General features: G+C 40.6%; 28 protein-coding genes and 1 rRNA gene. 11 read left to right on the forward strand and 18 right to left on the reverse strand.

Translation table 11 applies throughout. The annotated features are described in order from the left end of the window. Both LF822_RS17975 and LF822_RS17980 read right to left on the reverse strand, forming a co-directional pair. Positions 1-112, reverse strand: a 16S ribosomal RNA gene (locus tag LF822_RS17975); the annotation flags it as partial. Positions 113-509: 397 nt separating this feature from the next. After that, positions 510-1,391, reverse strand: coding sequence for a nucleotidyltransferase-like protein (locus LF822_RS17980; protein ID WP_253925480.1), 882 nt, complete (start codon positions 1,389-1,391; stop codon positions 510-512). 132 nt (positions 1,392-1,523) lie between these two features. Between LF822_RS17980 and LF822_RS17985 the strand changes: the two genes are divergently transcribed. Continuing rightward, positions 1,524-1,901: a YgzB family protein gene (locus LF822_RS17985; protein ID WP_253925481.1), complete on the forward strand. Its 378-nt coding sequence runs from the start codon at positions 1,524-1,526 to the stop codon at positions 1,899-1,901. 50 nt (positions 1,902-1,951) lie between these two features. Here LF822_RS17985 and perR read toward each other — a convergent pair whose 3' ends face one another. From perR to LF822_RS18010, 5 genes are all read right to left on the reverse strand, one after another. Next, positions 1,952-2,395: a peroxide-responsive transcriptional repressor PerR gene (perR, locus tag LF822_RS17990; RefSeq protein ID WP_256522319.1), complete on the reverse strand. Its 444-nt coding sequence runs from the start codon at positions 2,393-2,395 to the stop codon at positions 1,952-1,954. Between the two features lie 117 nt (positions 2,396-2,512). Next, entirely contained in the window at positions 2,513-3,070 is a 558-nt protein-coding gene (locus LF822_RS17995) for a cob(I)yrinic acid a,c-diamide adenosyltransferase (RefSeq protein WP_253925483.1), read from the reverse strand. A 2-nt stretch (positions 3,071-3,072) separates the two neighbouring features. Continuing rightward, positions 3,073-4,023, reverse strand: a complete 951-nt coding sequence (locus LF822_RS18000) for a D-2-hydroxyacid dehydrogenase (RefSeq protein ID WP_253925484.1) — start codon at positions 4,021-4,023, stop codon at positions 3,073-3,075. Between the two features lie 255 nt (positions 4,024-4,278). Further along, positions 4,279-4,749, reverse strand: a complete 471-nt coding sequence (gene bcp, locus LF822_RS18005) for a thioredoxin-dependent thiol peroxidase (protein WP_253925485.1) — start codon at positions 4,747-4,749, stop codon at positions 4,279-4,281. Between the two features lie 64 nt (positions 4,750-4,813). Further along, positions 4,814-5,224 (reverse strand): potassium channel family protein, encoded by a 411-nt coding sequence (locus LF822_RS18010; RefSeq protein ID WP_253925486.1) that lies wholly within the window; start codon positions 5,222-5,224, stop codon positions 4,814-4,816. A gap of 124 nt (positions 5,225-5,348) precedes the next feature. Here LF822_RS18010 and LF822_RS18015 point away from each other — a divergent pair, with 124 nt between their 5' ends. Both LF822_RS18015 and LF822_RS18020 read left to right on the forward strand, forming a co-directional pair. Further along, positions 5,349-6,647, forward strand: a complete 1,299-nt coding sequence (locus LF822_RS18015; protein WP_253925487.1) for a glutamate-1-semialdehyde 2,1-aminomutase — start codon at positions 5,349-5,351, stop codon at positions 6,645-6,647. 465 nt (positions 6,648-7,112) lie between these two features. After that, positions 7,113-8,183: an FUSC family protein gene (locus LF822_RS18020; protein WP_253925488.1), complete on the forward strand. Its 1,071-nt coding sequence runs from the start codon at positions 7,113-7,115 to the stop codon at positions 8,181-8,183. Between the two features lie 131 nt (positions 8,184-8,314). On the opposite strand, the gene LF822_RS18025 is transcribed toward LF822_RS18020, so the two are convergent. The 4 genes from LF822_RS18025 to LF822_RS18040 all read right to left on the reverse strand — a co-directional run bounded on the left by LF822_RS18025 (position 8,315) and on the right by LF822_RS18040 (position 12,354). After that, a complete protein-coding gene (locus LF822_RS18025; RefSeq protein ID WP_253925489.1) occupies positions 8,315-10,087 on the reverse strand; it encodes an ABC transporter ATP-binding protein in 1,773 nt (590 codons plus the stop codon). Between the two features lie 68 nt (positions 10,088-10,155). Further along, entirely contained in the window at positions 10,156-10,683 is a 528-nt protein-coding gene (gene ntdP, locus LF822_RS18030) for a nucleoside tri-diphosphate phosphatase (RefSeq protein WP_253925490.1), read from the reverse strand. A 178-nt stretch (positions 10,684-10,861) separates the two neighbouring features. Next, positions 10,862-11,101, reverse strand: coding sequence for a gamma-type small acid-soluble spore protein (locus tag LF822_RS18035; RefSeq protein ID WP_253925491.1), 240 nt, complete (start codon positions 11,099-11,101; stop codon positions 10,862-10,864). Between the two features lie 191 nt (positions 11,102-11,292). After that, positions 11,293-12,354 (reverse strand): C40 family peptidase, encoded by a 1,062-nt coding sequence (locus LF822_RS18040; protein WP_253925492.1) that lies wholly within the window; start codon positions 12,352-12,354, stop codon positions 11,293-11,295. A 325-nt stretch (positions 12,355-12,679) separates the two neighbouring features. Here LF822_RS18040 and LF822_RS18045 point away from each other — a divergent pair, with 325 nt between their 5' ends. After that, on the forward strand, positions 12,680-12,901 hold the full coding sequence (locus LF822_RS18045; protein ID WP_253925493.1) for a cytosolic protein: 222 nt from the start codon (positions 12,680-12,682) through the stop codon (positions 12,899-12,901). Here LF822_RS18045 and mutY read toward each other — a convergent pair whose 3' ends face one another. After that, complete coding sequence (gene mutY / locus LF822_RS18050; protein ID WP_253925494.1) at positions 12,902-13,987, reverse strand: A/G-specific adenine glycosylase; 1,086 nt, start codon at positions 13,985-13,987, stop codon at positions 12,902-12,904. Between the two features lie 59 nt (positions 13,988-14,046). Here mutY and LF822_RS18055 point away from each other — a divergent pair, with 59 nt between their 5' ends. Beyond that, on the forward strand, positions 14,047-15,048 hold the full coding sequence (locus LF822_RS18055; RefSeq protein ID WP_253925495.1) for a metal-dependent hydrolase: 1,002 nt from the start codon (positions 14,047-14,049) through the stop codon (positions 15,046-15,048). A 30-nt stretch (positions 15,049-15,078) separates the two neighbouring features. Here LF822_RS18055 and LF822_RS18060 read toward each other — a convergent pair whose 3' ends face one another. Next, positions 15,079-15,345, reverse strand: a complete 267-nt coding sequence (locus LF822_RS18060; RefSeq protein WP_253925496.1) for a YfhJ family protein — start codon at positions 15,343-15,345, stop codon at positions 15,079-15,081. Between the two features lie 110 nt (positions 15,346-15,455). Between LF822_RS18060 and sspK the strand changes: the two genes are divergently transcribed. Together sspK and LF822_RS18070 are read left to right on the forward strand one after the other, a co-directional pair. Further along, positions 15,456-15,620: a small acid-soluble spore protein K gene (gene sspK / locus LF822_RS18065; RefSeq protein ID WP_253925497.1), complete on the forward strand. Its 165-nt coding sequence runs from the start codon at positions 15,456-15,458 to the stop codon at positions 15,618-15,620. Between the two features lies 1 nt (position 15,621). Next, the gene (locus LF822_RS18070; protein ID WP_253925498.1) at positions 15,622-15,753 is read left to right on the forward strand and encodes a YpzG family protein; all 132 of its coding nucleotides are present in this window, start codon (positions 15,622-15,624) and stop codon (positions 15,751-15,753) included. 31 nt (positions 15,754-15,784) lie between these two features. Here LF822_RS18070 and LF822_RS18075 read toward each other — a convergent pair whose 3' ends face one another. Beyond that, positions 15,785-16,123: a YfhH family protein gene (locus tag LF822_RS18075; RefSeq protein WP_253925499.1), complete on the reverse strand. Its 339-nt coding sequence runs from the start codon at positions 16,121-16,123 to the stop codon at positions 15,785-15,787. 99 nt (positions 16,124-16,222) lie between these two features. Here LF822_RS18075 and LF822_RS18080 point away from each other — a divergent pair, with 99 nt between their 5' ends. After that, on the forward strand, positions 16,223-16,882 hold the full coding sequence (locus tag LF822_RS18080) for an SDR family NAD(P)-dependent oxidoreductase (RefSeq protein ID WP_253925500.1): 660 nt from the start codon (positions 16,223-16,225) through the stop codon (positions 16,880-16,882). 191 nt (positions 16,883-17,073) lie between these two features. Here the strand turns inward: LF822_RS18080 and LF822_RS18085 are convergent, their stop codons facing one another. The 3 genes from LF822_RS18085 to glcT all read right to left on the reverse strand — a co-directional run bounded on the left by LF822_RS18085 (position 17,074) and on the right by glcT (position 20,502). Further along, positions 17,074-17,340: a phosphocarrier protein HPr gene (locus LF822_RS18085; RefSeq protein WP_253925501.1), complete on the reverse strand. Its 267-nt coding sequence runs from the start codon at positions 17,338-17,340 to the stop codon at positions 17,074-17,076. A 15-nt stretch (positions 17,341-17,355) separates the two neighbouring features. After that, positions 17,356-19,395 (reverse strand): glucose-specific PTS transporter subunit IIBC, encoded by a 2,040-nt coding sequence (ptsG, locus tag LF822_RS18090; RefSeq protein WP_253925502.1) that lies wholly within the window; start codon positions 19,393-19,395, stop codon positions 17,356-17,358. Positions 19,396-19,659: 264 nt separating this feature from the next. Then, positions 19,660-20,502 (reverse strand): glucose PTS transporter transcription antiterminator GlcT, encoded by an 843-nt coding sequence (glcT, locus tag LF822_RS18095; RefSeq protein WP_253925503.1) that lies wholly within the window; start codon positions 20,500-20,502, stop codon positions 19,660-19,662. Between the two features lie 186 nt (positions 20,503-20,688). Here glcT and LF822_RS18100 point away from each other — a divergent pair, with 186 nt between their 5' ends. Then, the gene (locus tag LF822_RS18100; protein WP_253925504.1) at positions 20,689-21,480 is read left to right on the forward strand and encodes an HAD family hydrolase; all 792 of its coding nucleotides are present in this window, start codon (positions 20,689-20,691) and stop codon (positions 21,478-21,480) included. 73 nt (positions 21,481-21,553) lie between these two features. Here LF822_RS18100 and recX read toward each other — a convergent pair whose 3' ends face one another. Further along, on the reverse strand, positions 21,554-22,363 hold the full coding sequence (recX, locus tag LF822_RS18105; RefSeq protein ID WP_253925506.1) for a recombination regulator RecX: 810 nt from the start codon (positions 22,361-22,363) through the stop codon (positions 21,554-21,556). Positions 22,364-22,506: 143 nt separating this feature from the next. On the opposite strand from recX, the gene LF822_RS18110 reads away from it, so the two are divergent. Then, positions 22,507-23,412: a TIGR01777 family oxidoreductase gene (locus tag LF822_RS18110; protein ID WP_253925507.1), complete on the forward strand. Its 906-nt coding sequence runs from the start codon at positions 22,507-22,509 to the stop codon at positions 23,410-23,412. 151 nt (positions 23,413-23,563) lie between these two features. Next, positions 23,564-24,682, forward strand: a complete 1,119-nt coding sequence (locus LF822_RS18115) for an amidohydrolase (protein WP_253925509.1) — start codon at positions 23,564-23,566, stop codon at positions 24,680-24,682. Positions 24,683-24,877: the final 195 nt, after the last annotated feature.

Here is a 24,877-nt window from a genome sequence, read left to right on the forward strand (position 1 = left end):
CATTCCACCAGCGTCACCCCCGAAGGGGATCTGCTGGTTTCCTGCGCTCGACTTGCATGTATTAGGCACGCCGCCAGCGTTCGTCCTGAGCCAGGATCAAACTCTCCATAAAAGTTGAGAATGACTTACTTGTGCACGGATGCACTGACTTCAACGTTGCAACAGGACGTTGCGAACTTAGTTGAAGATCCTTTAGCTCTGCACACCGAATGTGCTTGTTTTACTTCCTTCTATATAGAAAGAAGATGTTGACGTACTGGTTGGTTCGTTCAGTTTTCAAAGATCAAAATTTCGTTTGACGCCTCAAAATGGCGACTTAATCAATATATCATCTTAACGAGTTGAAGTCAATAACTTTTTCGAGGATGATTTGATTTGTTTTCTTGCGATGCCGCACCTCTTGTTGCGACGTTTAATAATATACCACGGTTTTTAAACTATAGTCAATAAGTTTTTCCAAATTAAAAACCCTTTCTTTTTTTAAAAGAAAGGGTGGTGGCTTCGAAGGGTTATTTTCCACCATAGAAAGCCACTTTATACATTCGGTGATAAATATTTATTCCTTTAGTATCATGCCGCACAATCTCTACTAATCCCTTTTCCACTAAATATTCAATCATGGAAGAAAGATCAAGGGCATACTCTTTAATTTCAGGATGAACCTTCAGTTCTCCAAATGACCACGTCTCTTGTCTATCATTCATTAAATTAAGAAGATGCTTGGCACTTGTCCTCGCTCGTATACTAATGGCATGTTCCACGGCCAGCGTCATCAATTGAACCCGCTTATCTGTTGATTCTTTACTCATTATAAGCTCTTCATAGTATTTATAAATTTCAGGTTCAATCTTCTTCACTTGATTCCAGACTGTTACTTCAGGATGAAATCCTTTTTCAATGATAGCCAGCCTTGCCAGGTAATGAAGTGAATTCACCATGCGGCTGAAGGCATCCAAGTGGTGGCCGTTTTCAAATAAATCCTTTGATTCACTATAGCTTCTTATTAACTTAGCAAATTCAATCGCTTTCTTTAAATCTCTAGTACTGGCAGGGAATGTCCTCAGCTTTTCTTTCAAATCACTAACATAATCATTTCTTTCAAAAATAATGGAGCCATTTATAACCCACTCCACCGCCCGACGGTAAGAACTTGTATCGATCCATTGTTGCAGCAGCTCTTCATCCACAATATGCATGGCTGCTGTTTTCTCTTCAAATTCATAATGTTTAACATACCAAGGTTCTTTAGCATTTTTTACAATAATAAACAAAATTACGTCAAAATTATCAGTGACAGGACTGACAGGTTTTTTCTTTTCTAAAATTAAGATCCCAAGAGTATTCGCCTGGCTGGCTCTTTCCTGATAAATGGGCCGCAAAAGATCTTCCATTATAGTTCCCCCATATCATATTTCGCTACTTAAATGATATTCGATATATAATGGCAAAATCCTTTCCATAAATATATTTTTCTTATAAAAAATGCTATACTACGGTTGTAAGCTATCTAGGAGGGAAATCAGTTGGAGTTAAAATATAAAAGTAAAATCAATAAAATTCGTTCCTTTGCTTTTTGGCTGATTTTTGTGGGATTCGGCGTGATGTACATAGGTCTTCTTTTTAAAGAAACTGCCTGGGCGATGGCCCTATTTATGATACTGGGAATGGGATTTATCGGATTAAGTACGGTCGTATATTTCTGGATTGGAATGCTCTCGACAAAAACGATACAGATTATGTGTCCAAGCTGCGAAAAGCCGACAAAGATGCTGGGTCGTGTGGATGCGTGCATGCATTGCAAACAGCCGTTAACGTTAGACAAGTCTTTAGAAGGTAAAGAATTTGATGAAAAATACAATTCCAAAAGGCATCAGAAGAAAGAAGCTGACCAACAAACATAAAAAACGTCCCGCTGAATTGAAATCAGCGGGACGTTTTTTATATAAACATATTAGTGAGCAGCTTTAGCTTTACATTGAGCACACGTACCATACACTTCCATGCGATGATGACTTACAGTAAATCCAGTCACCTGTTCAGCTAATGATTCCACTTCGTTTAAACTAGGATAGTGAAAATCAACAATCTTGCCACATGATTCACAAATCGCGTGATAGTGATCAGAAGTATTACAATCAAAACGACTGGATGAATCGCCATACGTTAGTTCTCTTACGAGGCCGATTTCTCTAAACACACGTAGATTGTTATAAACTGTAGCTACACTCATGTTAGGAAATTTGCTCTCTAATGCTTTGTATATTTCATCAGCTGTTGGGTGAGTCATAGAGTTCAGCAGGTATTCAAGCACCGCATGACGTTGTGGTGTTATCCGTACCCCAGAATCTTTTAAAGTATCAATGGCTTCTTGAAGTCGATGATCTGACACCGTCATGCACCTCGCTTTCATTACTGGTTCTTGATTAAAAAATTATTAAATTAGAATCCTTATAATTAGTTTAACCTGCTTGTTTATCTATTGTCAAACAGTTTAGGACTATCTATCGATGAATTACACCTCAGGGTTTAATAAAACTTCTTTCCCGCCTAAATGATGGTTTACGTATCTCGCTGCCACAAATAACAGATCTGATAATCGATTTAAGTAAGAAACGACCAGCGGGTTATTTAGTTCCTCTTCCAACCCTACAGCCGTTCTTTCTGCCCGGCGCACAATGGTTCTTGCCATATGAAACGCTGCTGATGCCTCATGACCGGAAGGCAGTATGAAATTTTTTAACGGTGAAAGATCTTTTTCCCACTTATCAATATGCTGCTCCAGCTCCTCAATGTATTCATTCTTCAGCTGCCATTTCACTTCTTTTCCTTTTGGTGTAGCCAGCTCCGCTCCTACATGAAAAAGTATAGTTTGAATCTTATGCATTACTTCGATAAATGATTTTTTCCCATCCCAATCTTCTCTGGTTAAATGACTGATTGCTACTCCGATAGAAGAATTAGCTTCATCACACGTTCCGTACGCTTCAACACGTAAATCATTTTTCGCTACACGTGTACCATATATAAGTGAGGTCTGCCCTTTGTCCCCTGATCTTGTATAAATACGCATGGTTAATACCCCCGTTTAGCATCAATAATGTTTTCCATTTTCGTTCCCTGCCTGTAAGCATTTAAATTACGTTCAAACAACTCAAACCCTCTTGGAACATAATGACGCGAGATTCCGGATAGATGAGGTGTGACTGTAATATTTTCCTCATCCCAGAAAACGTGATTTTCCGGCAGCGGTTCCTCTTCAAACACATCGAGGACCGCATGCCCTATATCACTAGAACGAACAGCGTTAAGTATGTCTTCGCTTTTCACTAAGTCTCCCCTCCCCATATTCAGAAAAACAGAATGAGAAGGCATTTTCTTAAAATGGTCTTTCGTCAGCAAGTACTTAGTATCCGGAGTGCTCGGTAAGACCGCGATTAAAAAATCTGCTTCTTTTAAAGCAACATCCATACTCTCAACTTTATAGGTTTCATCAAAAAATTCCTTTGACTGTCCTGACTTTGAAATACCGATCGTTTTCATTTTAAAAGCCTGCGCTAGCCGTGCAGTTTCTTGAGCAATCGCTCCGGTACCAAGCAAAACCATAGTACTCTGATTGATCTCCGTCATCGGTACCCGGCGGTCCCAAATATGATCGCGTTCTCTTTCCATTAGTCGTTTAGCATTGCGCGCTACCTGCAAGACCATGGACATAGCATACTCAGCCATTGGCTTAGCATGGATTCCTCTAACATTCGTGACAAGAATATTTCGCTGATCAATAGCTTTAAAAGGCATGCGGTCCATGCCGGCAGATAATACCATAATCCACTTCAATTGCTGAGCCGCATTAATCCGGTCATCATTCAAATCTTCGCCGTATGTAACGAACACGTCTGCTTTAGGTAAATGCTGCTCGGCTTCTTCAATCCCATGGCAAAACAGAAATTCTACATCCTCAAAGGTTTGTTCAAAATGAGCCCTGATCTCTTCAGGAACTCGTTTAATTGCTGATAAGATAAACATACTACCCCTCCCATCCTGCTTTCTTCTATTATTATATGTAACTGGACTTAACCGCAACTTAAACTAACCTCTTTTATCAAAAGTCTTAAAGGATACCTGGCGTGCCTTCTTGAAAGAGAACACAGAGACCGATGAACGTATATGAGCAAAATCCTTGTTCCCGCAGAAAGTACCCCATTTCCTATGCCCCAACATTAATAATTACAAAAATATAAAAAAGAAAAGCCGCGGCAGGATTCTGCCACAGCTTCAGGGTTACGCTAATTTTTCGCGGATTAATTGCAAAGCGGACTCTACATGTCCGTCCACTTTTACCTTCCGATAATCTTCAGCAAGTTTACCTTCTTTATCAATGATAAATGTAGAACGCTCAATTCCATAATATTCTTTACCAAAGTTCTTCTTCAGCTTCCATACACCGTATTCTTCAGCTACCTTATGATCTTCGTCAGCTAATAGAAGGAATGGAAGGTCATGCTTATCGATAAACTTCTTATGGCTCTCGACTGGATCCGGGCTTACACCAAGAACGACTGCATCGACGTCTGAGAAGCTCTCGTGGTGATCACGGAAATCGCAGGCTTCTGTTGTACATCCGGGAGTCATGTCTTTTGGATAAAAGTATAATACAACATTTTGACCTTTATAATCTGATAATTTAACCTTCTCCCCTGTGTGGGCTGTTAATTCAAAATCTGGTGCTTGCTGTCCTACTTCTACTGTCATACTTGAATCCCTCCTAAATCGTTTCTTATTTAAGAGTATCGCATATGAAAGCAAAGTTCCAATCTCAGCTATCCTTTTTAGAACTCTGCCAAACTTTTGCTACTAATGCAGCAGGAATCGTATAACCAATCATCGCTTCAATAATGGCGATCCACCGTCCCCACCCAACCGGCATCAAATCGCCATAGCCTACCGTAAATAAAGTCACCCCGCTGAAATAGATGCCTTTTGATAATTCATGCCCCCAGGAAGGTGGATCATTGTGAACCGTGCGCATAAAAACCTCCACTCCCTGCACAGACAGTACAGCATAAATAAGTCCAAAACCAATCATGACAATAGTGTAAAGCATAGCGAGTGTTAAAAAAATATGGAAGGAAAACATATGATGTTCGATTTCAAGCGACGTAAACAACTGCCTGATGCTCCCTGCTATAAGCAGAAAGCATATAAGCGCAATTACGATTGTTATCATCGAATACAATCCCCTTAATTAGACAGGCCTATTCTCTAGATATGCAGCAGTACAATTTAATATGAATATGTGCTTTAAATCATTCATGTTAAAATAAAACTTTAATGCTTGATGGAGGGATTATATGAATTTTACACAATCTGAAAAATTATTCGAAGAAGCGCAGCAGCATATTGTCGGAGGAGTAAATTCGCCTTCCCGCGCCTATAAAGGTGTAGGCGGAGGAACTCCGGTATACATGGATAAAGGAGAAGGGGCATACTTCTATGATGTGGATGGCCAGAAATACATCGATTATCTGGGAGCTTACGGCCCCATAATCACCGGCCACGCCCACCCCCATATTACTGAAGCAATTAGTAAAGCAGCTCAAAACGGAGTTTTATATGGTACACCGACTTCATTGGAGAATCGTTTTGCTAAAATGCTTAAGGAAGCTGTCCCGTCTCTAGACAAAGTACGTTTTGTCAACTCAGGAACGGAAGCCGTTATGACAACAATTCGAGTCGCCAGGGCTTACACAGGAAGAAATAAGATTATTAAATTTGCAGGGTGCTACCACGGCCATTCTGACCTTGTACTTGTAGCTGCGGGTTCAGGACCGTCTACTTTAGGTACACCAGATTCTGCCGGCGTACCCGCTTCTATTGCTCAAGACGTCATTACAGTCCCGTTTAATGACATAGAACCTTTTAAACAAGCACTGGAAAAGTTCGGAGATGAAATAGCAGGTGTGCTCGTCGAACCAATTGTAGGGAACTTTGGTATTGTTGAACCTAAACCGGGCTTTCTTAATGAAGTGAATGACCTTGCACACGATGCGGGTGCTTTAGTAATTTATGATGAAGTGATTACCGCGTTTCGTTTCACCTACGGCAGTGCTCAGCAGCTGCTTGATATTGAACCGGATATGACCGCTATGGGTAAAATTATAGGCGGCGGACTTCCAATCGGCGCTTATGGCGGCCGCGCTGACATTATGGAACAAGTGGCTCCGCTCGGTCCCGCTTACCAGGCGGGCACAATGGCAGGCAACCCTGCTTCGATGTCGGCGGGAATTGCCTGTTTAGAAGTACTCCAACAAGAGGGAGTATATGAAGAAATGGATCGATTAGGCGGTCTTTTGGAACAGGGGATACTAAATAAAGCAAACGTTCACGGCATTGATATAACAGTGAACCGATTAAAGGGTGCTCTTACAATTTACTTTACAAATGAGAAAGTAGAAAACTACGAACAGGCTGAGAACACAAACGGAGAACAATTTGCCCGTTTCTTTAAACTGATGCTTGAGCAGGGTATAAATTTAGCTCCATCTAAATATGAAGCCTGGTTTCTGACTACAGCTCATACCGAGAAAGATATTAATCAAACTTTAGAGGCCGTTGATTACACATTCAAACAAATGTCCAAGGACAGCTGAAGGCCAAAGCGTGCCCTTTTTATATAAGGGTGCGCTTTTTCAGATTGTTGAGATAGCTTTAATGGTACGTTGAATCGCGGAGGTGAGCGTTCTCGATTTATGGGCGTTTATCACAGTTTATGGGTCATTTCACGATTTTACGGGCGATAATTATATTTTACGGGCAATAATTTCAAATTATGGGCAAATAGGCAAATTTATGGGCATTTGCGAAAAGTGAACTGTCGTGACCGAGGAGACTTTCCGTCTGCCCCGCTTAAAAGCGGCGCTTTTTCTCCTTTTCTCTAGATTCTAATGGAAGAACTCTGAAATACCTCGTTTACATCCAAGCTTATTAATTAAGGAGATTAAAGTCGAGATGTTAAGGGAAAGAATGAACATGTCACTCAAAATTATATATTTTTTCATCTTCCATCCTATATAATGGAAAGAGAAATATTCTTAAACGATAAGGATGAATGAAATATGAAGCTTGGAGCTCGAATGATGAAAACCGGCTTAGCTGTGGCCGTAGCTTTATATGCAGCCAGCCTGCTGGGCTTCATCAACCCCCTACTGGCAGCAATTGCAGCTATATTTTCTATTCAGCCGTCCATTTATAGATCCTATCAATCGATTGTTGAGCAGATTCAAGCCAATATTATTGGTGCTGTCGTTGCCATAATTGCGGTTTTTACATTAGGTAATGACCCGTTCATCGTAGCTTTTGCAATTATTATCGTCATTGGGCTTACAATGAACCTAAAGATGAACGAAAATACGATCTCATTGGCAGCTGTTGCTGTTATAGCGTTAATGGATTCAACTGATCAAACTTTCATATTTTTTGCCGCTTCACGTTTTGCTTCGATGATTCTCGGGATTTTAGCAGCGTTTATTGTAAATCTGGTTTTTGTTCCTCCTAAATATGAAACGCGGTTATTTTCAAAAATTGATACAGCAACGAATGAAATTTTACAATGGCTGCGCGTTATGACGAGACAACTATCAGATGAACCTGCTTTAAAATATGAAATCCCTCGCATTCAGGATAATATCCGCTGGACCGATCATACTTATCTTCTCTATTCCGAAGAGCGCACTTACTTAAGAGGATCCCGGTTCTCAAAAGGGCGGAAGCTGGTTTTGTTCAGGCAATTAATTACAACTACAAAGAAATCTTTTGATGTTTTAAAAGCTTTCTACCGACTGGAAAATAAGATCGAACAAATACCTTATGAATTTCAGGATGCTTTAGTCGCAGAACTTGATAAATTAATAAATGCTCACGAAAAACTTATTCTCAGCTTAAAAGGGCGTATCAAAGAAACACACAAAAGATCGTTGCGTCAAATTGAAGAACCTAATATACCTATGCTTGTTGAACGTTTAATGAAGGAATATGAAGAAAGCAACCATCACCCGGATAAACTTGTCTTTCTTCCGCTCGCTTCTCAGCTGATGGAATACTATTATCAGCTGGAAAAACTAAAACGTTTGTTGAAAAGTTACCAGAAGTACCATCCCAACACATATATCCAAACAACAGATAAGTAAGCCCGCCAGCTACAATGAAACAGTAAAAAAAGCTCAGAGTTCGACTCTGAGCTTTTTTAAATGGCTGGGACTACTTAGTTATGGAGCTTCCCTTTTTATCCAATTTCAAATCTTAATGGTTTACACAGGACTTACGTTCCCATATATTCCGTTTGATGATCATCAAGCTGTTGAACTTGATAAAGGTCATAATAATGCCCTTTTCGTTTAATCAGTTCATCATGTGTCCCGGCTTCCACAATTTCTCCATTTTCAATATGAACAATACGGCTGGCATGTGTGATTGTAGCTAAGCGGTGCGCAACGATAAACGTTGTACGGTCAGATGCTAAACGCTCAAGTGCATTTTGGATTAGACTTTCACTCTCTAAATCAAGCGCGGATGTAGCTTCATCAAGAATTAATAACGGAGGATTCTTTAAGAACACCCTCGCTATAGCTACCCGCTGCTTTTGACCACCCGAAAGCTTAACGCCTCTCTCACCTACAAGCGTGTCATAACCATGAGGGAGGTCCATAATAAAGTCATGAGCATTTGCAGCTTTAGCAGCTTCAATGACTTCCTCGTCTGACGCTTCTGGATTCCCCATTTGAATATTCATCTTAATCGAATCACTAAACAGGATATTATCCTGCAGCACCATTCCAATTTTATCCCGGAGCGTACGAGCCTGCACATCACGAATATCTTTACCATCAATTAAGATTTGCCCGCTTGTCACGTCATAAAAACGGGGAATTAAACTAATTAAAGTTGACTTTCCGCCCCCGCTCATTCCTACGAAAGCAATGGTTTCACCTTTTTCAACCTTTAAGTTTACGCTTTTAAGCACCATCGGATCCTCTTCACCATAGCTGAAGGAAACGTTTCGGAATGTAACTTCTCCGTTCACATGCTCCAGTGGCTTTGCACCTTTTCGATCCGTGATGTCATACCGCTCATCCATGAATTCAAATACCCTGTCCATCGACGCAATGGACTGTGTAAGGACGGTGGATGAATTGACCAGCCGGCGCAGTGGATTATACACACGATCCATGTATCCTGTAAAAGCTACCATTGTTCCTACTGTCATCGAACCCGTAATAACCTGATAACCTGCAAAAGCAATGACGAGAAGCGGTGCCAGGTCAGTAATAGTATTTGTAATCGAATACGTATACGCATTCCAATTCGTATGCTTAAGTGCTTTATCTAGAAAGTTCGAATTCCTCGTATCAAACTGTCCCTGTTCATATTCCTCTAAAGCGAAGCTTCGAGTGACAGGAACCCCCTGTACTCGCTCATGTAAATGACCCTGCACCTCTGCGAGCGCCTGCGAACGATCCCTTGTCAGCTTCCTAAGCCTGGCATAAAAGTATTTCACCGCAAAGCCATAAAACGGGAACAACGCAACAGCTACAAGGGTCAACCACGGATCCATAGTCAACATAATAATAATTGCAATAACGATCGTAAACATATCAAGCCAAATGTTCATCAAACCTGTAATAACAAAAGTTTTGGTCTGTTCGACATCATGAATAACTCTTGAAATGATTTCCCCGGTTTTTGTACGGGAATAAAAACCTAGACTCAGCCGCTGAATATGATCAAATAATTTATCTCGAATATCGTACAGAACTTTACTTCCAATCCATTGCGCCAAGTATTGGCGTACATATTCCACGGGAGGACGCATGATCATAAAAACAAAAAAGGCGCCTCCCATTAAGAGAAGCAGCTGATCTACCTTTTCCCCCTGTGGCATTGCATCTTCGTTAATAATATCGTCAATCACATACTTAATAATTAATGGCATTAACAATGGAATTGAAAATTTCAAAACACCTATTAACACAGTTAAAATAATTTTCCCTTTATAAGGTTTAACAAATGATAAATAACGCTTAATGCTTTCCAATGTGCACCACCCAGCTCCCCATATAAAACATCAGCAGCGCACCTCTTAACAGTACGCATGCTTCTCCCTCAGCGATACGTTAAGTATCGTTCATACCATTGATCAATAAATTCTGGTGAAAAAGGACCCTTTCGCTGACGTATCCAGCGGATGAGAACCTCCACATTGTTATAAAGAATTCGATCCAGTACATGCGGGTAATTCATCTGCCGTTTATGGACCTCATATTCATCCTCATCCAACAGCTTAAATGTCATATCTGGAAACACTTTGATATCCAAATCATAATCAATGTATTTAATAATTCCATCTTCATATATAAAGGGAGAACTGATATTACAATAATAATACACACCATCTGTCCGAAGCATTCCAATTACATTAAACCAATGCTTGGAATGAAAATAACAAATAGCAGGTTCCCGCGTAATCCAGGTTCGTCCATCACTTTCTTGAACTCTTGTACGGTCATTAGCCCCTATAATTACATTTTTAGTACCTTTTAACACCATCGTGCTCTCCCACACACGGTGCAGCTGGCCATTGTGTTTATAACTTTGTATTTCTGTGTGCAGACCAGAATCCGGGCCGGGCATATTCATCTCCCCTTCCCTGTAGTATCCCGTTAATAACCTTTATTCATTATAACGACTTCTGGATAGGAATGAAAATAATAGAATTTATGTACATATAAGAAGCCGCCCAAATCTGGGCGGCTCCTGGGAGTTTGATGCAGGCTAAATTGCAAGCCTGTACAGATTAAAATATCAAGCGTTACTTTTTCTTAGCTTGAGATTTTTGGTTTTGTTGACGTACTTGTTGTGCGTCAGTCTGCGAGCCAAATTCAGTACCAAATTGGTTCTGACCTTTAGCAGCTTGTTGAGCATTTTGCTGAGCGTTTTGCTGAGCGTTTTGTTGAGCGTTCTGTTGCTGAGCAGCTTGTTGGTTTTGTTGTTTTACATGGTTCATATCTGTACCAGCTGCAGTTTTACCTTGTTTCGGTTGCTTAGCCATCAGTATCACCTCCGCAAAAATTATTGTGCGCAGGTTTCACAAAAACATTCATACAAAATAGTTATTTTTTTTTGCAACCGGGGTCTACTGCCCTTTTTTAAAAATTTGATGTTTAGAATAAGGAGCTCTCGTGGAATGTAGTTAATATAAGAAAAGCGCCCTTAAAAAGGACGCTTGGTCAATTTCAATTATTAAAGACGTTTCGCTCCGATATAGCGTGGGTTCCAATAAGTGTTAGAAAGTGAACTGATTTCTACACCACGGGAAGATCCAGCGTGGATAAATTGGTTATCCCCTACATAAATACCTGCATGGGAAGCGCCAGGCTTGTATGTTTCGAAAAAGACCATGTCTCCAACTTGTAAGTTCGATTTACTCACTGAAGTCAAGCGGCTGTCGGCATACATAGAAGCCACAGTACGAGGAAGATCTTTTCCTGCTTTATTAAATACATATTGTAAGAAACCACTGCAGTCAAACCCTGAAGGAGAAGTTCCACCCCAAGAGTAAGGTGTGCCGATGTGTTTCTTCGCTTCACTCACTACGCCAGTATTTGAAGTAGTAGATGTTCCTTTAACCTGTTCCTTCTCTGAGCTGCTTGAGTTGGAAGAACTGGAAGACTGAGAAGAACTTGAACTATTTGAAGTTTTCTTAAGATCAAGTTTCTGTCCAACATAGATAAGGTGTGCTGAAATTCCATTCCAACTTTGCAGGTTAGAAACACTTACTCCATACTTACTGCCAATTTTAGATAATGTATCTCCAGACTTAACTGTGTAAGTTGAAGCACTTGAGCTGGAGCTGCTTGAAGAGCTTGCACTACTTGACGAAGAACTTGAGCTTGAAGAACTGCTTCCTTTAATCTTCAACTCTTTGCCGGCATAAATTAAAGAAGAACTTAAGTTATTCCAATCCATTAAGCTGCTTACAGAAACACTATGTTTTGAAGCGATTTTGGAAAGAGAATCTCCGCTTTTAATTGTGTATGTACTGCTTGAGCTTGAACTGCTGTTAGAAGAACCGCTTGAAGAATCCTTGTCCACCACTAAGTTCTGCCCTACACGGATAAGATCACTATTTAAATTATTCCATGATTTCAGGTCTGAAACACTCGTGTTATATTTGTTACTTAATTTCCATAGAGAATCTCCAGATTTTACCTCGTGTGATTCATCAGCCATAACTGTACCGCCAAAAAGTGAAGCACCTACAATTGTTCCGAAAACAGTTGTTGCAAGACGTTTTTTATTCATCGTATTTCCCTCTCTTTTATATGATAAATTTTAATTAAATTTAGAGTTTATTAGATTAGTCTAGTTCGAATAGGCTACTTTTTTTGCTGTGTTTTTTGCTCTGTTACCTATTATTCATATTTTTCTATGACTTGTCTATATAGCTAAACATTGGAAATTCACTATTAATCTATGAAAACGGTTGATACGACAAGCTTCAACACATTTCGTTACAGTTACGTTACAGTTCCGTTACAACTTGTTTATTCGTTAAAATTCGGGGACTTTTTTCACGCATAAAATTTGTCGAAAATCTAATAATAACAAGGAAAAGGAGGGCTTTTTTATGTATGCAGGCCGGGATATGACAGCGCTGAGTATGGAACCTAAAGATAATTGGCAGGACCTTGAACTAGGATATTTTCATCACGCATTATCACAAGCAGCCCCTTATTTGAATCAAGAAGGTGTAACATTATTACGGGAAATTAACAATGAAATAAAGCTCCGCGGAGGTTTAACTCAACGCGAAGCTTCATGGGAAAGCAGTTCTGAAAGCCGCTTTTGACTAATTAAGATGCTTGTGGATTTTTTGATGTGATACAGGAAAGGGATAATCTTTAACTTGTTCTTTATTGACAAAAATGGCATTTGCTCTATCCATTTTCCCATCGAAGGTATGGGCTTTTATCACCTTCATATCCCAAATCAAATGGGAAAAAACATGGTGGACGTGATCAATGGCTGCTTCTGGCTGAATTGTTATTCCAAACTCCAGCTGAAACCATGAAGGAATATCACTTTCAGCGATTTCTGCCAGCGGGACCATTGGGTATTGCCATAAGGAAGCCAGCAGGCCTTTTGAAGGACGCTGTTCAATAAGAACTTCGCCCTGATCGTTTTCGATAAACAGAGCAGCAAAAGGCTGCTTCTTTTGTTTTTTCTTCTTAGTTTTCACTGGAAGGTCTAACTCTCTGCCTTCGTGAAACGCCCGGCATTCACTGCGCACAGGACAAAGCAGACATGATGGTGATTTAGGCGTGCAGATGATGGCTCCTAACTCCATTAATCCTTGATTGAAAGCAGAAGGATATTCTTTAGATATTAACTCATGAACCAACGCTTCAAATAAGCTTTTCGTACTTGCTTTAGCAATGTCTTCCTCAACGAGCAATATCCGGGATAAGACGCGCATTACATTTCCGTCAACAGCAGGCTCAGGCTGATCGTAGGCAATACTTAGTATGGCACCTTTTGTATAAGGTCCCACCCCTTTTAATTCTCCAAGCTGTTCTTTATTATCTGGAACTTTCCCCTCATAATACTCGACAACCTCCCGAACCGCGTTTTGCAAATTACGTGCACGGGAATAGTAACCTAGACCTTCCCACGCTTTAAGTATGTCTTGCTCATCTGCACTCGCTAAAGCCTCAGGAGTTGGGAATTGCTCCATAAAATGATTAAAATAAGGTATAACCGTATCAACTCGAGTTTGTTGGAGCATAATTTCTGATACCCACACTCGATAGGGGTCCTGATTTTCTCTCCAGGGCAGGCTTCGCTGCTCTTTATTAAACCAATCGATTAATTGGCTGCGAAAGTTGTCTATACTGAACTCATTTAAGATTATTTGAGCTTTTTCATAATGCTTCACTATTATTCACCCTTACTAATAAGCAATGTATATGTTGTCGGCCAAAGGAGGAACTATTCATGGATACTGGCACTCACGTGGTTATGGGTGTAGCTCTTGGCGGTTTGGCTACGCTCGATCCCGTGGTTCATTCAGATCCAACGCTTGCAAATGCGGTAATCGTTGGAACATTAATCGGTTCTCAAGCACCAGATTCTGATACCATCTTAAAACTTAAAAACAACGCCGTTTACATCCGCCACCACCGAGGGATTACGCATTCGATTCCCGCTGTTCTCTTATGGGGAATCGGCCTTGCCTCTCTCATTTATTTATTCGTTCCTGAAGTCAATTTCCTACACCTTTGGCTGTGGACGTTTCTTGCAGTTATTCTGCATGTTTTTGTAGATGTATTTAATGCGTACGGCACACAAGCTTACCGCCCCATCACTAAAAGGTGGGTCGCATACGGTTTCATTAATACCTTTGACCCTTACATTTTTGTGATGCATCTGGCAGGAATTGTCGCGTGGAACCTTGGAGCGGATCCTGCTTATATGTGGCTCGTTATTTATTTTGTTATTGCCCTATATTATGTTAAACGATATTTCGACAAACGTGAACTCGTTAAACTTGTATATGAACATTTCGACGATATTGTTCAAATTGCTACTTCCCCTACTATCCGGCAGAGTGTATGGAGAATTGCCATCGAAACAAAGAATAACTATTACGTAGGCCGTGCGGAAAATGGTCACATTACCATTTACGATGAATTTGTGTATAAGGAGATTGATTACGATGATCCCATTGTAAAGACCGCGTTAACCGATCCTAATATCAAAGCGTTTCTGTCATTCTCCCCTGTCTACCGGTATGATATTGAATATTTTGACGAGTATACAGAGGTCCGTTTCATTGATTTGCGCTATCGCTCTAAGGGCAGATACCCTTTTGTTGCTTTAGTCCAGATTGATGATGAGCATGGGGACAAATTAAAGATCATCAATTCATATACCGGCTGGGTTTTCACAGAAGAAAAGCTGCAGGATAAGCTGATGATTGCTGCTGAAACAAAATAAAGAATCCGGACTTAATGCTGTCCGGATTTTTTAATGCTCATACCCTTTTTTCTTCAGCCAATCTTTATATTTTGGATTTGATGCCTTAAATTCGTGAAGATTCGGTCCGTAATAATTAATCCATTGAGTAACAATCTGTTCGGTAACCTGCTTCCCCTTGTAATCATAACCAGCTTTAGCCCTGGTCGATTCAAAGTCTTCCCATAAAAGTTCAATCCACGTCCGAGCTTCATCTATTGTTAAATAATTATTCTTTTCATATAGTTTTTCTGCTAAGCGCTGATGAATATCCTGCATTATATCGTCCCCTTTCATGGAAATGTTTACCCACCATATTATCACATAACACGCCTTCATCTACACACACTATAAAAGTCACCATTCAGTGGCACTTAGGAGGATGAGCGATGCGAAACAAAGCAAAAGGCTTTCCTAACAGAAAAATGACCCATTCACCGGATGATCAAAGCGAGTATTTAGCATTACGTCCCAATGGTACAATTAATTCTAAACCACAGGAACGTGCACTTCACTCAAGAGAGCGCGACGTGAATCAAGGAGGCAAATATTAAAATGGGAAAAAGAAATAATACCCAGAAATCCCTCCATCGAGGAGCAAAGCACTTAAATCACCGGGTTAATGGCGAAACCGAACAGACTCAATCTGAGCAGATTATAGAAACTCAGATGAGAAAAAAACGATAAACCAAAAAGCGCAGCCAATTGCTGCGCTTTTTTACTGATTTACTTTTTCACCAAGCATGGATATCGGCAGAGCCTCTTCCCTCTCACCCACTGCGGCTCCTGTTAAATTAATCCGGTATCCCCAGGCAAATACTCCATTCATGTAGTCAATATGAAACGTGTGACCGGGGTCACCTTTAATTTGATAAACTCTGTTCGATTCGAAATCTTCAGGATTCATCATATAAGCTTTAGCCATTACGATTTTACGTTCATAAACCGCATACTCATTTACCATTCCCATTTGTTCAGCTTTCCGGGTCTTCTCTGTCAATTGAGCAACTTCACTCCTCAATTCACCATAGCTGTATTCACTGTATCGTCGTTCCATGGTTTCATCCCCTTTATGTTAACGTCTCACGATGTTACTGTTTTCATTTTATCAGTCTTTTGTCACAATATAAATACTACCGTTTAAGGAGGTTATTATATGAGAAAAGCATTAATCAGCGGGGCTGGGACAGGTTTAGGCAGGGCGCTTGCCCTTCAATACGCTCAAAATGATTACAACGTCATTCTGACTGGAAGAACAGAGAAGAAGCTCTTGCTCGTTCAAAAAGAAATTAAAGAAAAAGGAGGAGAAGCCGAGGTTATTATTTGTGACGTTACAGAGCCGTCATCCGTTCAAGAGGCATTTAAACAGCTTGATCATTTAGATGTACTGCTGAACAACGCCGGTATCGGCATCTTCGGAGACTTGTCCTCCTACACCTCTGACGACATTGATGTCATGATGAACACAAATGTTAAAGGAACAATATTAATGACCCAGAGTGCGGCTCCATTGCTTAAACGCTCTAATGGCAGAGTACTTAATATTATTTCGACGGCAGGACTACGCGGGAAAAGGAATGAAACTGTGTATTGTGCTTCAAAGTTTGCCGTACGCGGGTTCACAGAAAGCCTCCAAAAGGAATGGGAAAAAGAGTCCCTTAAGGCTACCGCGGTTTATATGGGTGGAATGAATACCCCCTTCTGGGACGAGAGTGACCACGTAAGTAATCCGGTTTCCTTAAAGGGACCTGAAGGTGTGGCACAAAAGATTTTCAATGAAGACGATGGACGTTCCGAGATTTTTGTTGACCGGTAAACAGCTCCCACCATCTGGTTTATGGGCGAAAAATGAGACTTAAGGGTATTTATAAATTTTTATGGGTGAAAACGGCCGTTTATGGGCGATCTTTCGACTTTATGGGCTTTTCACATAATTTATGGGCTTTTTCATTAAATCAAAAAGAGGAGCAGGACCGTCCAGCGGCCTGCTCCTCTTTTTTTAAAAAATTACTCGCCTAATCCTTCATCTTTTGCTTTTTTTACAATAGCTTCTACTGCTTCATCAGCATCAGATCCTTCTGCAGTAAACTTAATTTCTGCACCATTAGGAATTCCCAGGGACATAACACCCATGATGGATTTCATATTTACGGATTTTCCTTTGTACTCGATATTTACATCTGATTCGTACTGTCCCGCTACTTGTACAAGAGCAGTTGCCGGACGGGCATGCACTCCGTCCGCTGCGGTAATATTCATCGTTTGTTCTGCCATGATAAATCTCTCCTTTTATTTTGTGATGGTAATAATATTCTCTGTATTATGATCCACTTCGCCTGCTGCTGTTACTTCAACCTGCTGACCTTCTTCAAGGTTTGTAAAGACTATTGGAGTAATAATAGAAGCAGCATTCTCGCTGACATAGTCGAGATCAACTTCCATTAGCGTCTGTCCCTGCTTCACTTCTGTACCTTCTTCCACTTTAGAAGTGAAACCTTCGCCTTTAAGCTTCACAGTATCGATTCCGATATGAATCAGGATCTCCATGCCGTTCTCAGCTTGAAGTCCAATAGCGTGCTTAGTAGGGAACACATTGAGTACTTTACCATTAATAGGCGAAACAATTTTACCATCAATCGGTTCAATTGCAAAGCCGTCCCCCATCATTTTACCAGAAAACACTTGGTCTGGTACTTCAGTAATCGGTAATACTTTACCCTTAATAGGGCTTACGAATTCTAGATCGGCGTCTGAAACCGGCGCTACGGCTCCCGCTTCAGCCGTGCTGTCTTTTACATCCTCTTCACGTTTACGAGGAGTTTTACCATCAATGATGTCCTGCATTTGTCCGCGAAGGGTATCTGAGACTGGACCGTAAATGGCTTGAATGTTATTTCCAACTTCCATTACACCGGAAGCTCCAAGCTGTTTAAGACGGTCTTTGTTTACACTTGATTTATCATTTACTGAAACTCTTAAACGAGTAATACATGCGTCCAGGTAACTGATGTTTTTCTCGCCACCCATTGCTTCCAGAATTTCAAATGGCAGATCATCTGCTTCACCACTATCTTCACCTGCATCAATAGCTTCATCCTCACGACCCGGGGTTGCAAGGTTAAACTTAAGAATTGCCCACCGGAAACCAAAGTAATAAATAACAGAGAAGATTAAACCAATGATGATAACCCACCACCAGTCGGTACGGTTAGGCATAATTCCAAAGAGAATAAAGTCAATTAGACCTCCTGAGAAGGTTTGACCAATCTTAACATTTAGTATTTCCATGGTCATAAACGAAAGTCCTGCAAAAACAGCGTGAATTCCAAACAGTACAGGCGCAACAAATAAGAAAGAGAATTCAAGCGGCTCAGTAATCCCTGTTAAGAAAGAAGTTAAAGCAGCGGAAAGCATAATACCGCCAACAACCTTCTTACGTTCAGGTTTAGCTGTATGATAAATGGCCAGCGCTGCCGCTGGAAGTCCAAACATCATGAATGGGAATTTACCAACCATGAATGTACCCGCAGTGAAATCAACGCCATCTGATAGTTGTTCAAAGAAAATAGTCTGGTCTCCGCGGACTATTTCACCCGCTGCATTTTCATACGTACCAAACTCAAACCAGAATGGAGAATAGAAAATATGGTGTAATCCAAAAGGAATTAGTGAACGTTCAATAACACCAAAGAAGAATGCTGAGATCGTCTGGTTGCCCTCCAGCATTAAGTGAGAAAGTGCGTTTAATCCGCTTTGAGCAAACGGCCATACAACAAGCATAATCATACCTAAGAAAATTGCGGAAAAAGCGGTAACAATCGGTACAAATCGTTTGCCGGCAAAGAAACCTAAAAACTGGGGCAATTCAATATTATAATATCGATTATATAAGGCGGCCGCCATAATACCGACGATAATACCGCCAAACACCCCGGTTTGTAATGTAGGTATCCCGAGAACTTCCGCATAGGCGGGATCAGAAGTCATGTCCCCATCTACATTTCCTAGTACACCCATAACCACGTTCATGATTAAGTAACCAATAATCGCAGCCAGCCCGGCGACTCCATCACCTTTAGCCAGCCCGATAGCAACACCAACGGCAAAGAGCAGCGGAAGGTTGTCAAAAACGACTCCGCCGGCTTCTGCCATTACTTCAAGTAATGTCATTACCCATGGAGTAGTAAAAAACGGAACCTTGTCAGTAAAATCATCCTGAGCAAAACTCGTACCAAAAGCCAGCAATATACCGGCAGCTGGAAGTAAAGCAACAGGTGTCATCAACGCTTTACCTACCTTTTGCAAAGTACCAAAAGCATTCTTAAACATAAGTATTTCCTCCTTGATTTTTTATAGTTGTGACACAAAAACAGCAATTGTCAGAAAAATAAAACGGTTTCATAATTTCGGAAACTGGAGGCGCCGCAGCTGCGATAAAACAGCCCTGGCGCCGAAACAGTGATCGTCATTTGACCACAAAAAAGGCATGAGTACAAAGGTTCAATCATTACGAAACAGGGTACACCTCTCCCTTATATCGTAACCATCAGATCCTTCGATACTCATGCCTGATCGTATCAGTAACACGTAACGTTAAGATTTATTAGTTAGTCGCTGTAAATGAATCGTCAAATAAATCGCTTCTGATTCATCTACTGGTTTATTCAGCTGTTTTTGCATCACTTTGATTAACTTCCAAGCTAAATTATAACACACAGGATACTCATTTTTCAACATGTCAGCGAGACGAATTTCATCTCCAATGTTTTCGTCCTGATAGACACGGTCAATTGCCCTGTGGAGATGCTGGACAAGCCGATGATAATCAACGCTGTGTTTATCAATTGTAACACGCATTGTTTCTTCCACAATCTCCACGAGATTAGTAATGAGCTGATTATGGCGGTTTAATTCTCTTAATGTTTTATCCGTTACTGCACTATGAATATGCAGGGCAATGAAGCCCACTTCCCCTTCAGGAAATTGCACTCCAAGATGATCAAAAACCATCGTAACGACTTCCATGGCAATTTGATACTCTTTAGGGTACAGGGATTCGATTTCCGGCAGGAAGGGATTGGTAAAATGTAAGTTCTTTTGAGTCCGCTTTAGTGCAAATGCAAGGTGATCTGTTAACGCCACATGAATATGCTCATTTAATTCCTGTCCCATGCGTTTTTCAATATGAAACAGCAGATCATTCATGAAATTTATAAAACCTTCATCAATGTGCGGGACTAAATTCACATATTGCTGCTTTTCATTTTCATTTTTTAATAAAAATGTTTTGTCTGCTTTATTAAATGAAATGAAGTCACCTCTTTTTTTGCTGAATCCAATACCCTTCCCAATAAGTACGACCTCCTGGTAGGATGGGTGCTTAGCGATGACCACATTATTATTTAGCACTTTATCTATCGTAATTTGTTCGTCCATATTTGCTCCCCCACGTAATTTGACAAAAAAACGTTTTCAATGTCTCAGTATCTACTATCGTATAATTGACTCCCAATTTTGACAACCTTCGTCTTAGGAAAAACAAAGTATTTTGTATAACATTATTTTCATTGTACAATCGTTATCGTGACTGCAAAGCCGTCTGCAGCCGAAAGGAGAAGAAAAATGATTAAACTTTTCATAAGTGATCTAGATGGAACATTATTAGGTATGAATCACTATATTAAGCCCGAGGATACTCAAGCCTTAGTTGAATTAAATCACACTAAAGTAGAGTTGGCTGTAGCCTCCGGACGGATGGATCATGATATAACCCAGGTCCTCGATAAAGTTGGTGTAACAGGTCACCGCATCAGTCAAAATGGTGCTTTTGTATATGATGTTAATAATAACTCCATTCATTCCAGATCTTTTGAAGCCGCTAAAGCGAAGGAAGTTATGAATTTCATAAAAGAAGAGCCAATGGTAAAAACTGTTTCCACAAAAGATAAAATTTATACAAGCGAGCATAATGAATGGGTTGATTTAATATCTTCGCAGCTCTTTCAGGATATTATTATCGAGCCTGCACTCATTACTCAATTCGGTACTCACATTACCCCTTCAAAAATTACGCTGCATGGGAAAGAAGATGATGTTATCCTTGCTCACCGCCGTGTTCATAAGCAATTCGGCGAGCAGCTTGACAGCTTTATTTCTCACGAATCCTGTGTAGATATTATGCCTCAGATGATAAATAAAGGAAACGGAATAAAAGCGCTGCTTCACTCAATCGGAGTAAACCCTGATGAGACAGCCTGCATTGGGGATTCATTTAATGACCTCCCTATGTTTGAAGTCACGCCGCACAGCTATGCGATGTCTACCGCTCATCCGGATGTTCAGAAAAAGGCAGCATACGTTGTTGACCATGTGTATGAAGCCATAGAAGATTTAAAAACTAAAGGATTATATTGAGGAGACAGAGCGCCATGACTTTCTGAGGCGCTCTTTTTTTGTGCGCATCTGCACTGAAATTTATGCACATTTACTATTCAGTTACATATTCATCAATAAAACGATCGATCTCTTCAAAGGTGAATCCCTTCCGATACAACCCTGATTTGACTTTCTGCTTTAATTCATAGCCTTCCGACTTCCTCTCGTATTTACGCAGGAGTTTCTCCCCTTGAAAAACGACCGCTTCCCACTCCTGGTTGTCTTCTTCTTCCGGAAGGCTGGATAATGCTTCCTTAATAACATCGCTGTTAAAACCCTTTTGCATAAGATGCTGCTGGGCATTTTGAATTTGCTGTTTTTGAGACTTTTTACGATCACTTCTAACTTTTTTTTCTGCTAGCTTTGCGGCTTTTTCTACTTGGAGAGCAAACGGAAATTCCATAATGGCTTCATCTGCAAGCGAAGCGTCAACTCCTTTTTCAATTAGCTCTTTTTTCAGCATTAGCGGCCCCTTAGTTGCCGTATTCATTCTGGTTCTCACCAAAGCTTTTGCAAACTCCAGATCATCCAGCAGCTTTTCTCTGTACAATCTTCGTATAATTTCTTCAATGTGTTCATCGTCTGTTTCTTTTTTCAGTAAAAAATCCCGAATTTCTTTCTCTGAACGCATTCTATAGCTTAAATAATTGATGGTTTGGGTATATACCTTATGTACGGTATCTTTTTGGATTAAAGCTTCGATGGTAGACTCTTCAAGCTCCTTATCCTTCTGGAGCGTATACTCAATTAAGATGTCTTCATCTACGCTGAAACCGTAGGCCTCCCCTTGACCTCGATCCAGGTAGATATTGTACCGATTCTTACTTTTTTTCTGAGTCGTGATCCGAGTGATTTTCGCCATAATACAAACACCCCTTTTCCATTATTGTAGCACGGCTTCCTATTACTCGGTCACGTGTAAGAATCGTTAATTGTAATGTTAAATGTGTTTATTGATATGAAGGATAGGATTAAGATTTAATTGTGACCAAGGAGGCTCACCTCATGAATATTGCGATTACTGGTGGAACAGGATTTGTAGGTCAAACGCTTACGAATGCACTGATTGAAGAAGGTCACCATGTGTACATATTAACGAGAAACCCCGATAAACATCATGATACAAACCACATAACGTTTGTCGGCTGGTTGAAGGAAGAATTCTCACCGTGGGAGGAACTGCCCGAGATACACGCTTTTGTCAACCTGGCGGGAGAGTCTTTAAACAGCGGACGCTGGACGGAGGAAAAGAAACGATCCATTATGAACAGCCGCATCGATGCCACAGAAGGGGTACTCGAAATTATAGAAAAATCACATACCAAACCAGGAGTGTTAGTCAACGCGTCAGCTGTTGGATATTATGGGAATTCAAAGACTAAAACCTTCACTGAAGAAACAACCAAACCGGGTAATGACTTTTTAGCCAGTGTTGTCGAGGAGTGGGAGAAGCGTGCGGTCAAGGCATCAGATTTAAATGTTAGAACCGTGTTTGTCCGATTTGGAATTATTCTAGGAGAAGAAGGTGCCTTACCGAAGATGATCATTCCCTATCGACTAATGGCAGGGGGAAATCTTGGCTCCGGAGAACAATGGATGTCATGGGTGCATATAGATGATGCAGCGGGCTTGATTCAGTTTGCGATAAAAGAAGAAAAGCTCCAGGGACCATTAAATGGTACTGCCCCTCATCCAATGAGGAATAAAGACTTTGGTCAAATTTTAGGAGAAGTTCTTAATCGTCCTCACTGGATTCCGGCTCCGGCGTTCGCTCTCAAAACTGCACTTGGAGAAATGAGCACACTGCTGCTTGACGGACAATCTGTAATGCCTAAAAAAGCAGTCGAACATGGATACTCATTTAAGTATCCTGAGCTCAAACCAGCATTGCAATCAATCTTAGACGAATAGGCTTCAATTAATTTCTATCCCGCTTAAGTTTTAAAAAAGCAGAAATATATCTATAATTCAGGTACGGAAGCTGCCACTTCCGTTCTTTTTTATGCTCTAGTTTTCTAATTTAGAAGTATAATATAGAGAAGACGAATTGAGGAGGCCGCTTGTGCACACGTTCATTAAAAATGTCAGGATCCACCCTATTACTACTCCCTTTATAGAACAGGGCTGTATCCACATAAAGGATGGAAAGATCAAAGAATTCGGAAAAAACATAGCTGTACCCGAGAAAGCGGAAATCATCGATGGAGAAGGACGACAATTATTTCCCGGGTTTATTGACATTCACACCCATTTAGGGTTATATGACGAAGGGACAGGCTGGGCCGGAAGTGATGCGAACGAAACAATTGAAGCGACCACTCCCCATCTTCGAGCGATCGATGGAGCCCACCCTTTCGACCCAGCCTTCTTCCATGCTAGAAAAGCAGGAGTCACGACCGCTCATATTATGCCGGGAAGCGCAAATATTATCGGCGGCACTACTTCAGTTATTAAAACAGTAGGTCACTCAATAAATGATATGGTCATTAAAGAAACAGCCGGATTAAAGATGGCACTGGGCGAGAACCCAAAACGGGTTCATTCCCCTTCAAAAAATGCATCGATAACCAGGCTCGGAATTATGGGAACATTGAGAGAAACTTTCTATCATGCTCCTAATTGCAATCCTGATGACCTTCGTGTCCAACCTATTCTTAAAGCTTTAAGAAAAGAAATTCCAGTCCGTATCCACGCTCATCGCGCCGATGATATTGTTACAGCTCTCCGTTTTGCTGATGAATTTGATTTAGACTTAAGAATTGAACATTGTACTGAAGGACATTTAATCGCTGATAAACTTACCGGCCGCAACTTACAGGTATCTGTCGGTCCAACATTAACCCGTATGTCTAAAATAGAGCTCCGTAATAAAACCTGGCAGACGTATAAGGTTTTACATGAACACGGGATACAGGTATCCGTAATGACCGATCATCCTTATACCCCTATACAATACTTGAACATATGTGCTGCATTAGCTACCAGGGAGGGGTTTCCGTTAGAAGATGCTTTACGCGGGATAACGATCACCCCCGCTAAAAATTTAGGTGTGGATCACCGTGTGGGTTCGATAGAAAAAGGAAAAGATGCTGACCTTGTTTTATGGAGCGGCCACCCCTTCGAATTTATGTCAGTGCCGCTCTGGACAATGATCGACGGAGAGATTGTATACAAGAAGTAACCCTTTTAAAGGTTTTGACAAACGTCAAAGCCTTTTTTCTATGACACACTTTTCCCCAGCACATTCAAACACACAATAATGTTTTCATTTCTATTAAAACGTGTATAGTTAGTTACACAAAACTTACACAAAATTCGCAAAATTAAATATATATTGTTGAAGTTCCTCTTCAGCAATTTATATAAAATTTAAAAA

The sequence above is a fragment of the Halobacillus sp. A5 genome (assembly GCF_024189315.1).
GTDB lineage: Bacteria > Bacillota > Bacilli > Bacillales > Halobacillaceae > Halobacillus_A.

Coding starts and splice junctions, on each gene's coding strand:
- LF822_RS17980 (WP_253925480.1), bottom strand. CDS start 1,391: ATGGAAGATCTTTTGCGGCCCATTTATCAGGAAAGAGCCAGCCAGGCG.
- perR (WP_256522319.1), bottom strand. CDS start 2,395: ATGACGGTGTCAGATCATCGACTTCAAGAAGCCATTGATACTTTAAAA.
- LF822_RS17995 (WP_253925483.1), bottom strand. CDS start 3,070: ATGCGTATTTATACAAGATCAGGGGACAAAGGGCAGACCTCACTTATA.
- LF822_RS18000 (WP_253925484.1), bottom strand. CDS start 4,023: ATGTTTATCTTATCAGCAATTAAACGAGTTCCTGAAGAGATCAGGGCT.
- bcp (WP_253925485.1), bottom strand. CDS start 4,749: ATGACAGTAGAAGTAGGACAGCAAGCACCAGATTTTGAATTAACAGCC.
- LF822_RS18010 (WP_253925486.1), bottom strand. CDS start 5,224: ATGATAACAATCGTAATTGCGCTTATATGCTTTCTGCTTATAGCAGGG.
- LF822_RS18015 (WP_253925487.1), top strand. CDS start 5,349: ATGAATTTTACACAATCTGAAAAATTATTCGAAGAAGCGCAGCAGCAT.
- LF822_RS18020 (WP_253925488.1), top strand. CDS start 7,113: ATGAAGCTTGGAGCTCGAATGATGAAAACCGGCTTAGCTGTGGCCGTA.
- ntdP (WP_253925490.1), bottom strand. CDS start 10,683: ATGCCCGGCCCGGATTCTGGTCTGCACACAGAAATACAAAGTTATAAA.
- LF822_RS18035 (WP_253925491.1), bottom strand. CDS start 11,101: ATGGCTAAGCAACCGAAACAAGGTAAAACTGCAGCTGGTACAGATATG.
- LF822_RS18040 (WP_253925492.1), bottom strand. CDS start 12,354: ATGAATAAAAAACGTCTTGCAACAACTGTTTTCGGAACAATTGTAGGT.
- LF822_RS18045 (WP_253925493.1), top strand. CDS start 12,680: ATGTATGCAGGCCGGGATATGACAGCGCTGAGTATGGAACCTAAAGAT.
- LF822_RS18055 (WP_253925495.1), top strand. CDS start 14,047: ATGGATACTGGCACTCACGTGGTTATGGGTGTAGCTCTTGGCGGTTTG.
- LF822_RS18060 (WP_253925496.1), bottom strand. CDS start 15,345: ATGCAGGATATTCATCAGCGCTTAGCAGAAAAACTATATGAAAAGAAT.
- sspK (WP_253925497.1), top strand. CDS start 15,456: ATGCGAAACAAAGCAAAAGGCTTTCCTAACAGAAAAATGACCCATTCA.
- LF822_RS18070 (WP_253925498.1), top strand. CDS start 15,622: ATGGGAAAAAGAAATAATACCCAGAAATCCCTCCATCGAGGAGCAAAG.
- LF822_RS18075 (WP_253925499.1), bottom strand. CDS start 16,123: ATGGAACGACGATACAGTGAATACAGCTATGGTGAATTGAGGAGTGAA.
- LF822_RS18080 (WP_253925500.1), top strand. CDS start 16,223: ATGAGAAAAGCATTAATCAGCGGGGCTGGGACAGGTTTAGGCAGGGCG.
- LF822_RS18085 (WP_253925501.1), bottom strand. CDS start 17,340: ATGGCAGAACAAACGATGAATATTACCGCAGCGGACGGAGTGCATGCC.
- ptsG (WP_253925502.1), bottom strand. CDS start 19,395: ATGTTTAAGAATGCTTTTGGTACTTTGCAAAAGGTAGGTAAAGCGTTG.
- glcT (WP_253925503.1), bottom strand. CDS start 20,502: ATGGACGAACAAATTACGATAGATAAAGTGCTAAATAATAATGTGGTC.
- LF822_RS18100 (WP_253925504.1), top strand. CDS start 20,689: ATGATTAAACTTTTCATAAGTGATCTAGATGGAACATTATTAGGTATG.
- recX (WP_253925506.1), bottom strand. CDS start 22,363: ATGGCGAAAATCACTCGGATCACGACTCAGAAAAAAAGTAAGAATCGG.
- LF822_RS18110 (WP_253925507.1), top strand. CDS start 22,507: ATGAATATTGCGATTACTGGTGGAACAGGATTTGTAGGTCAAACGCTT.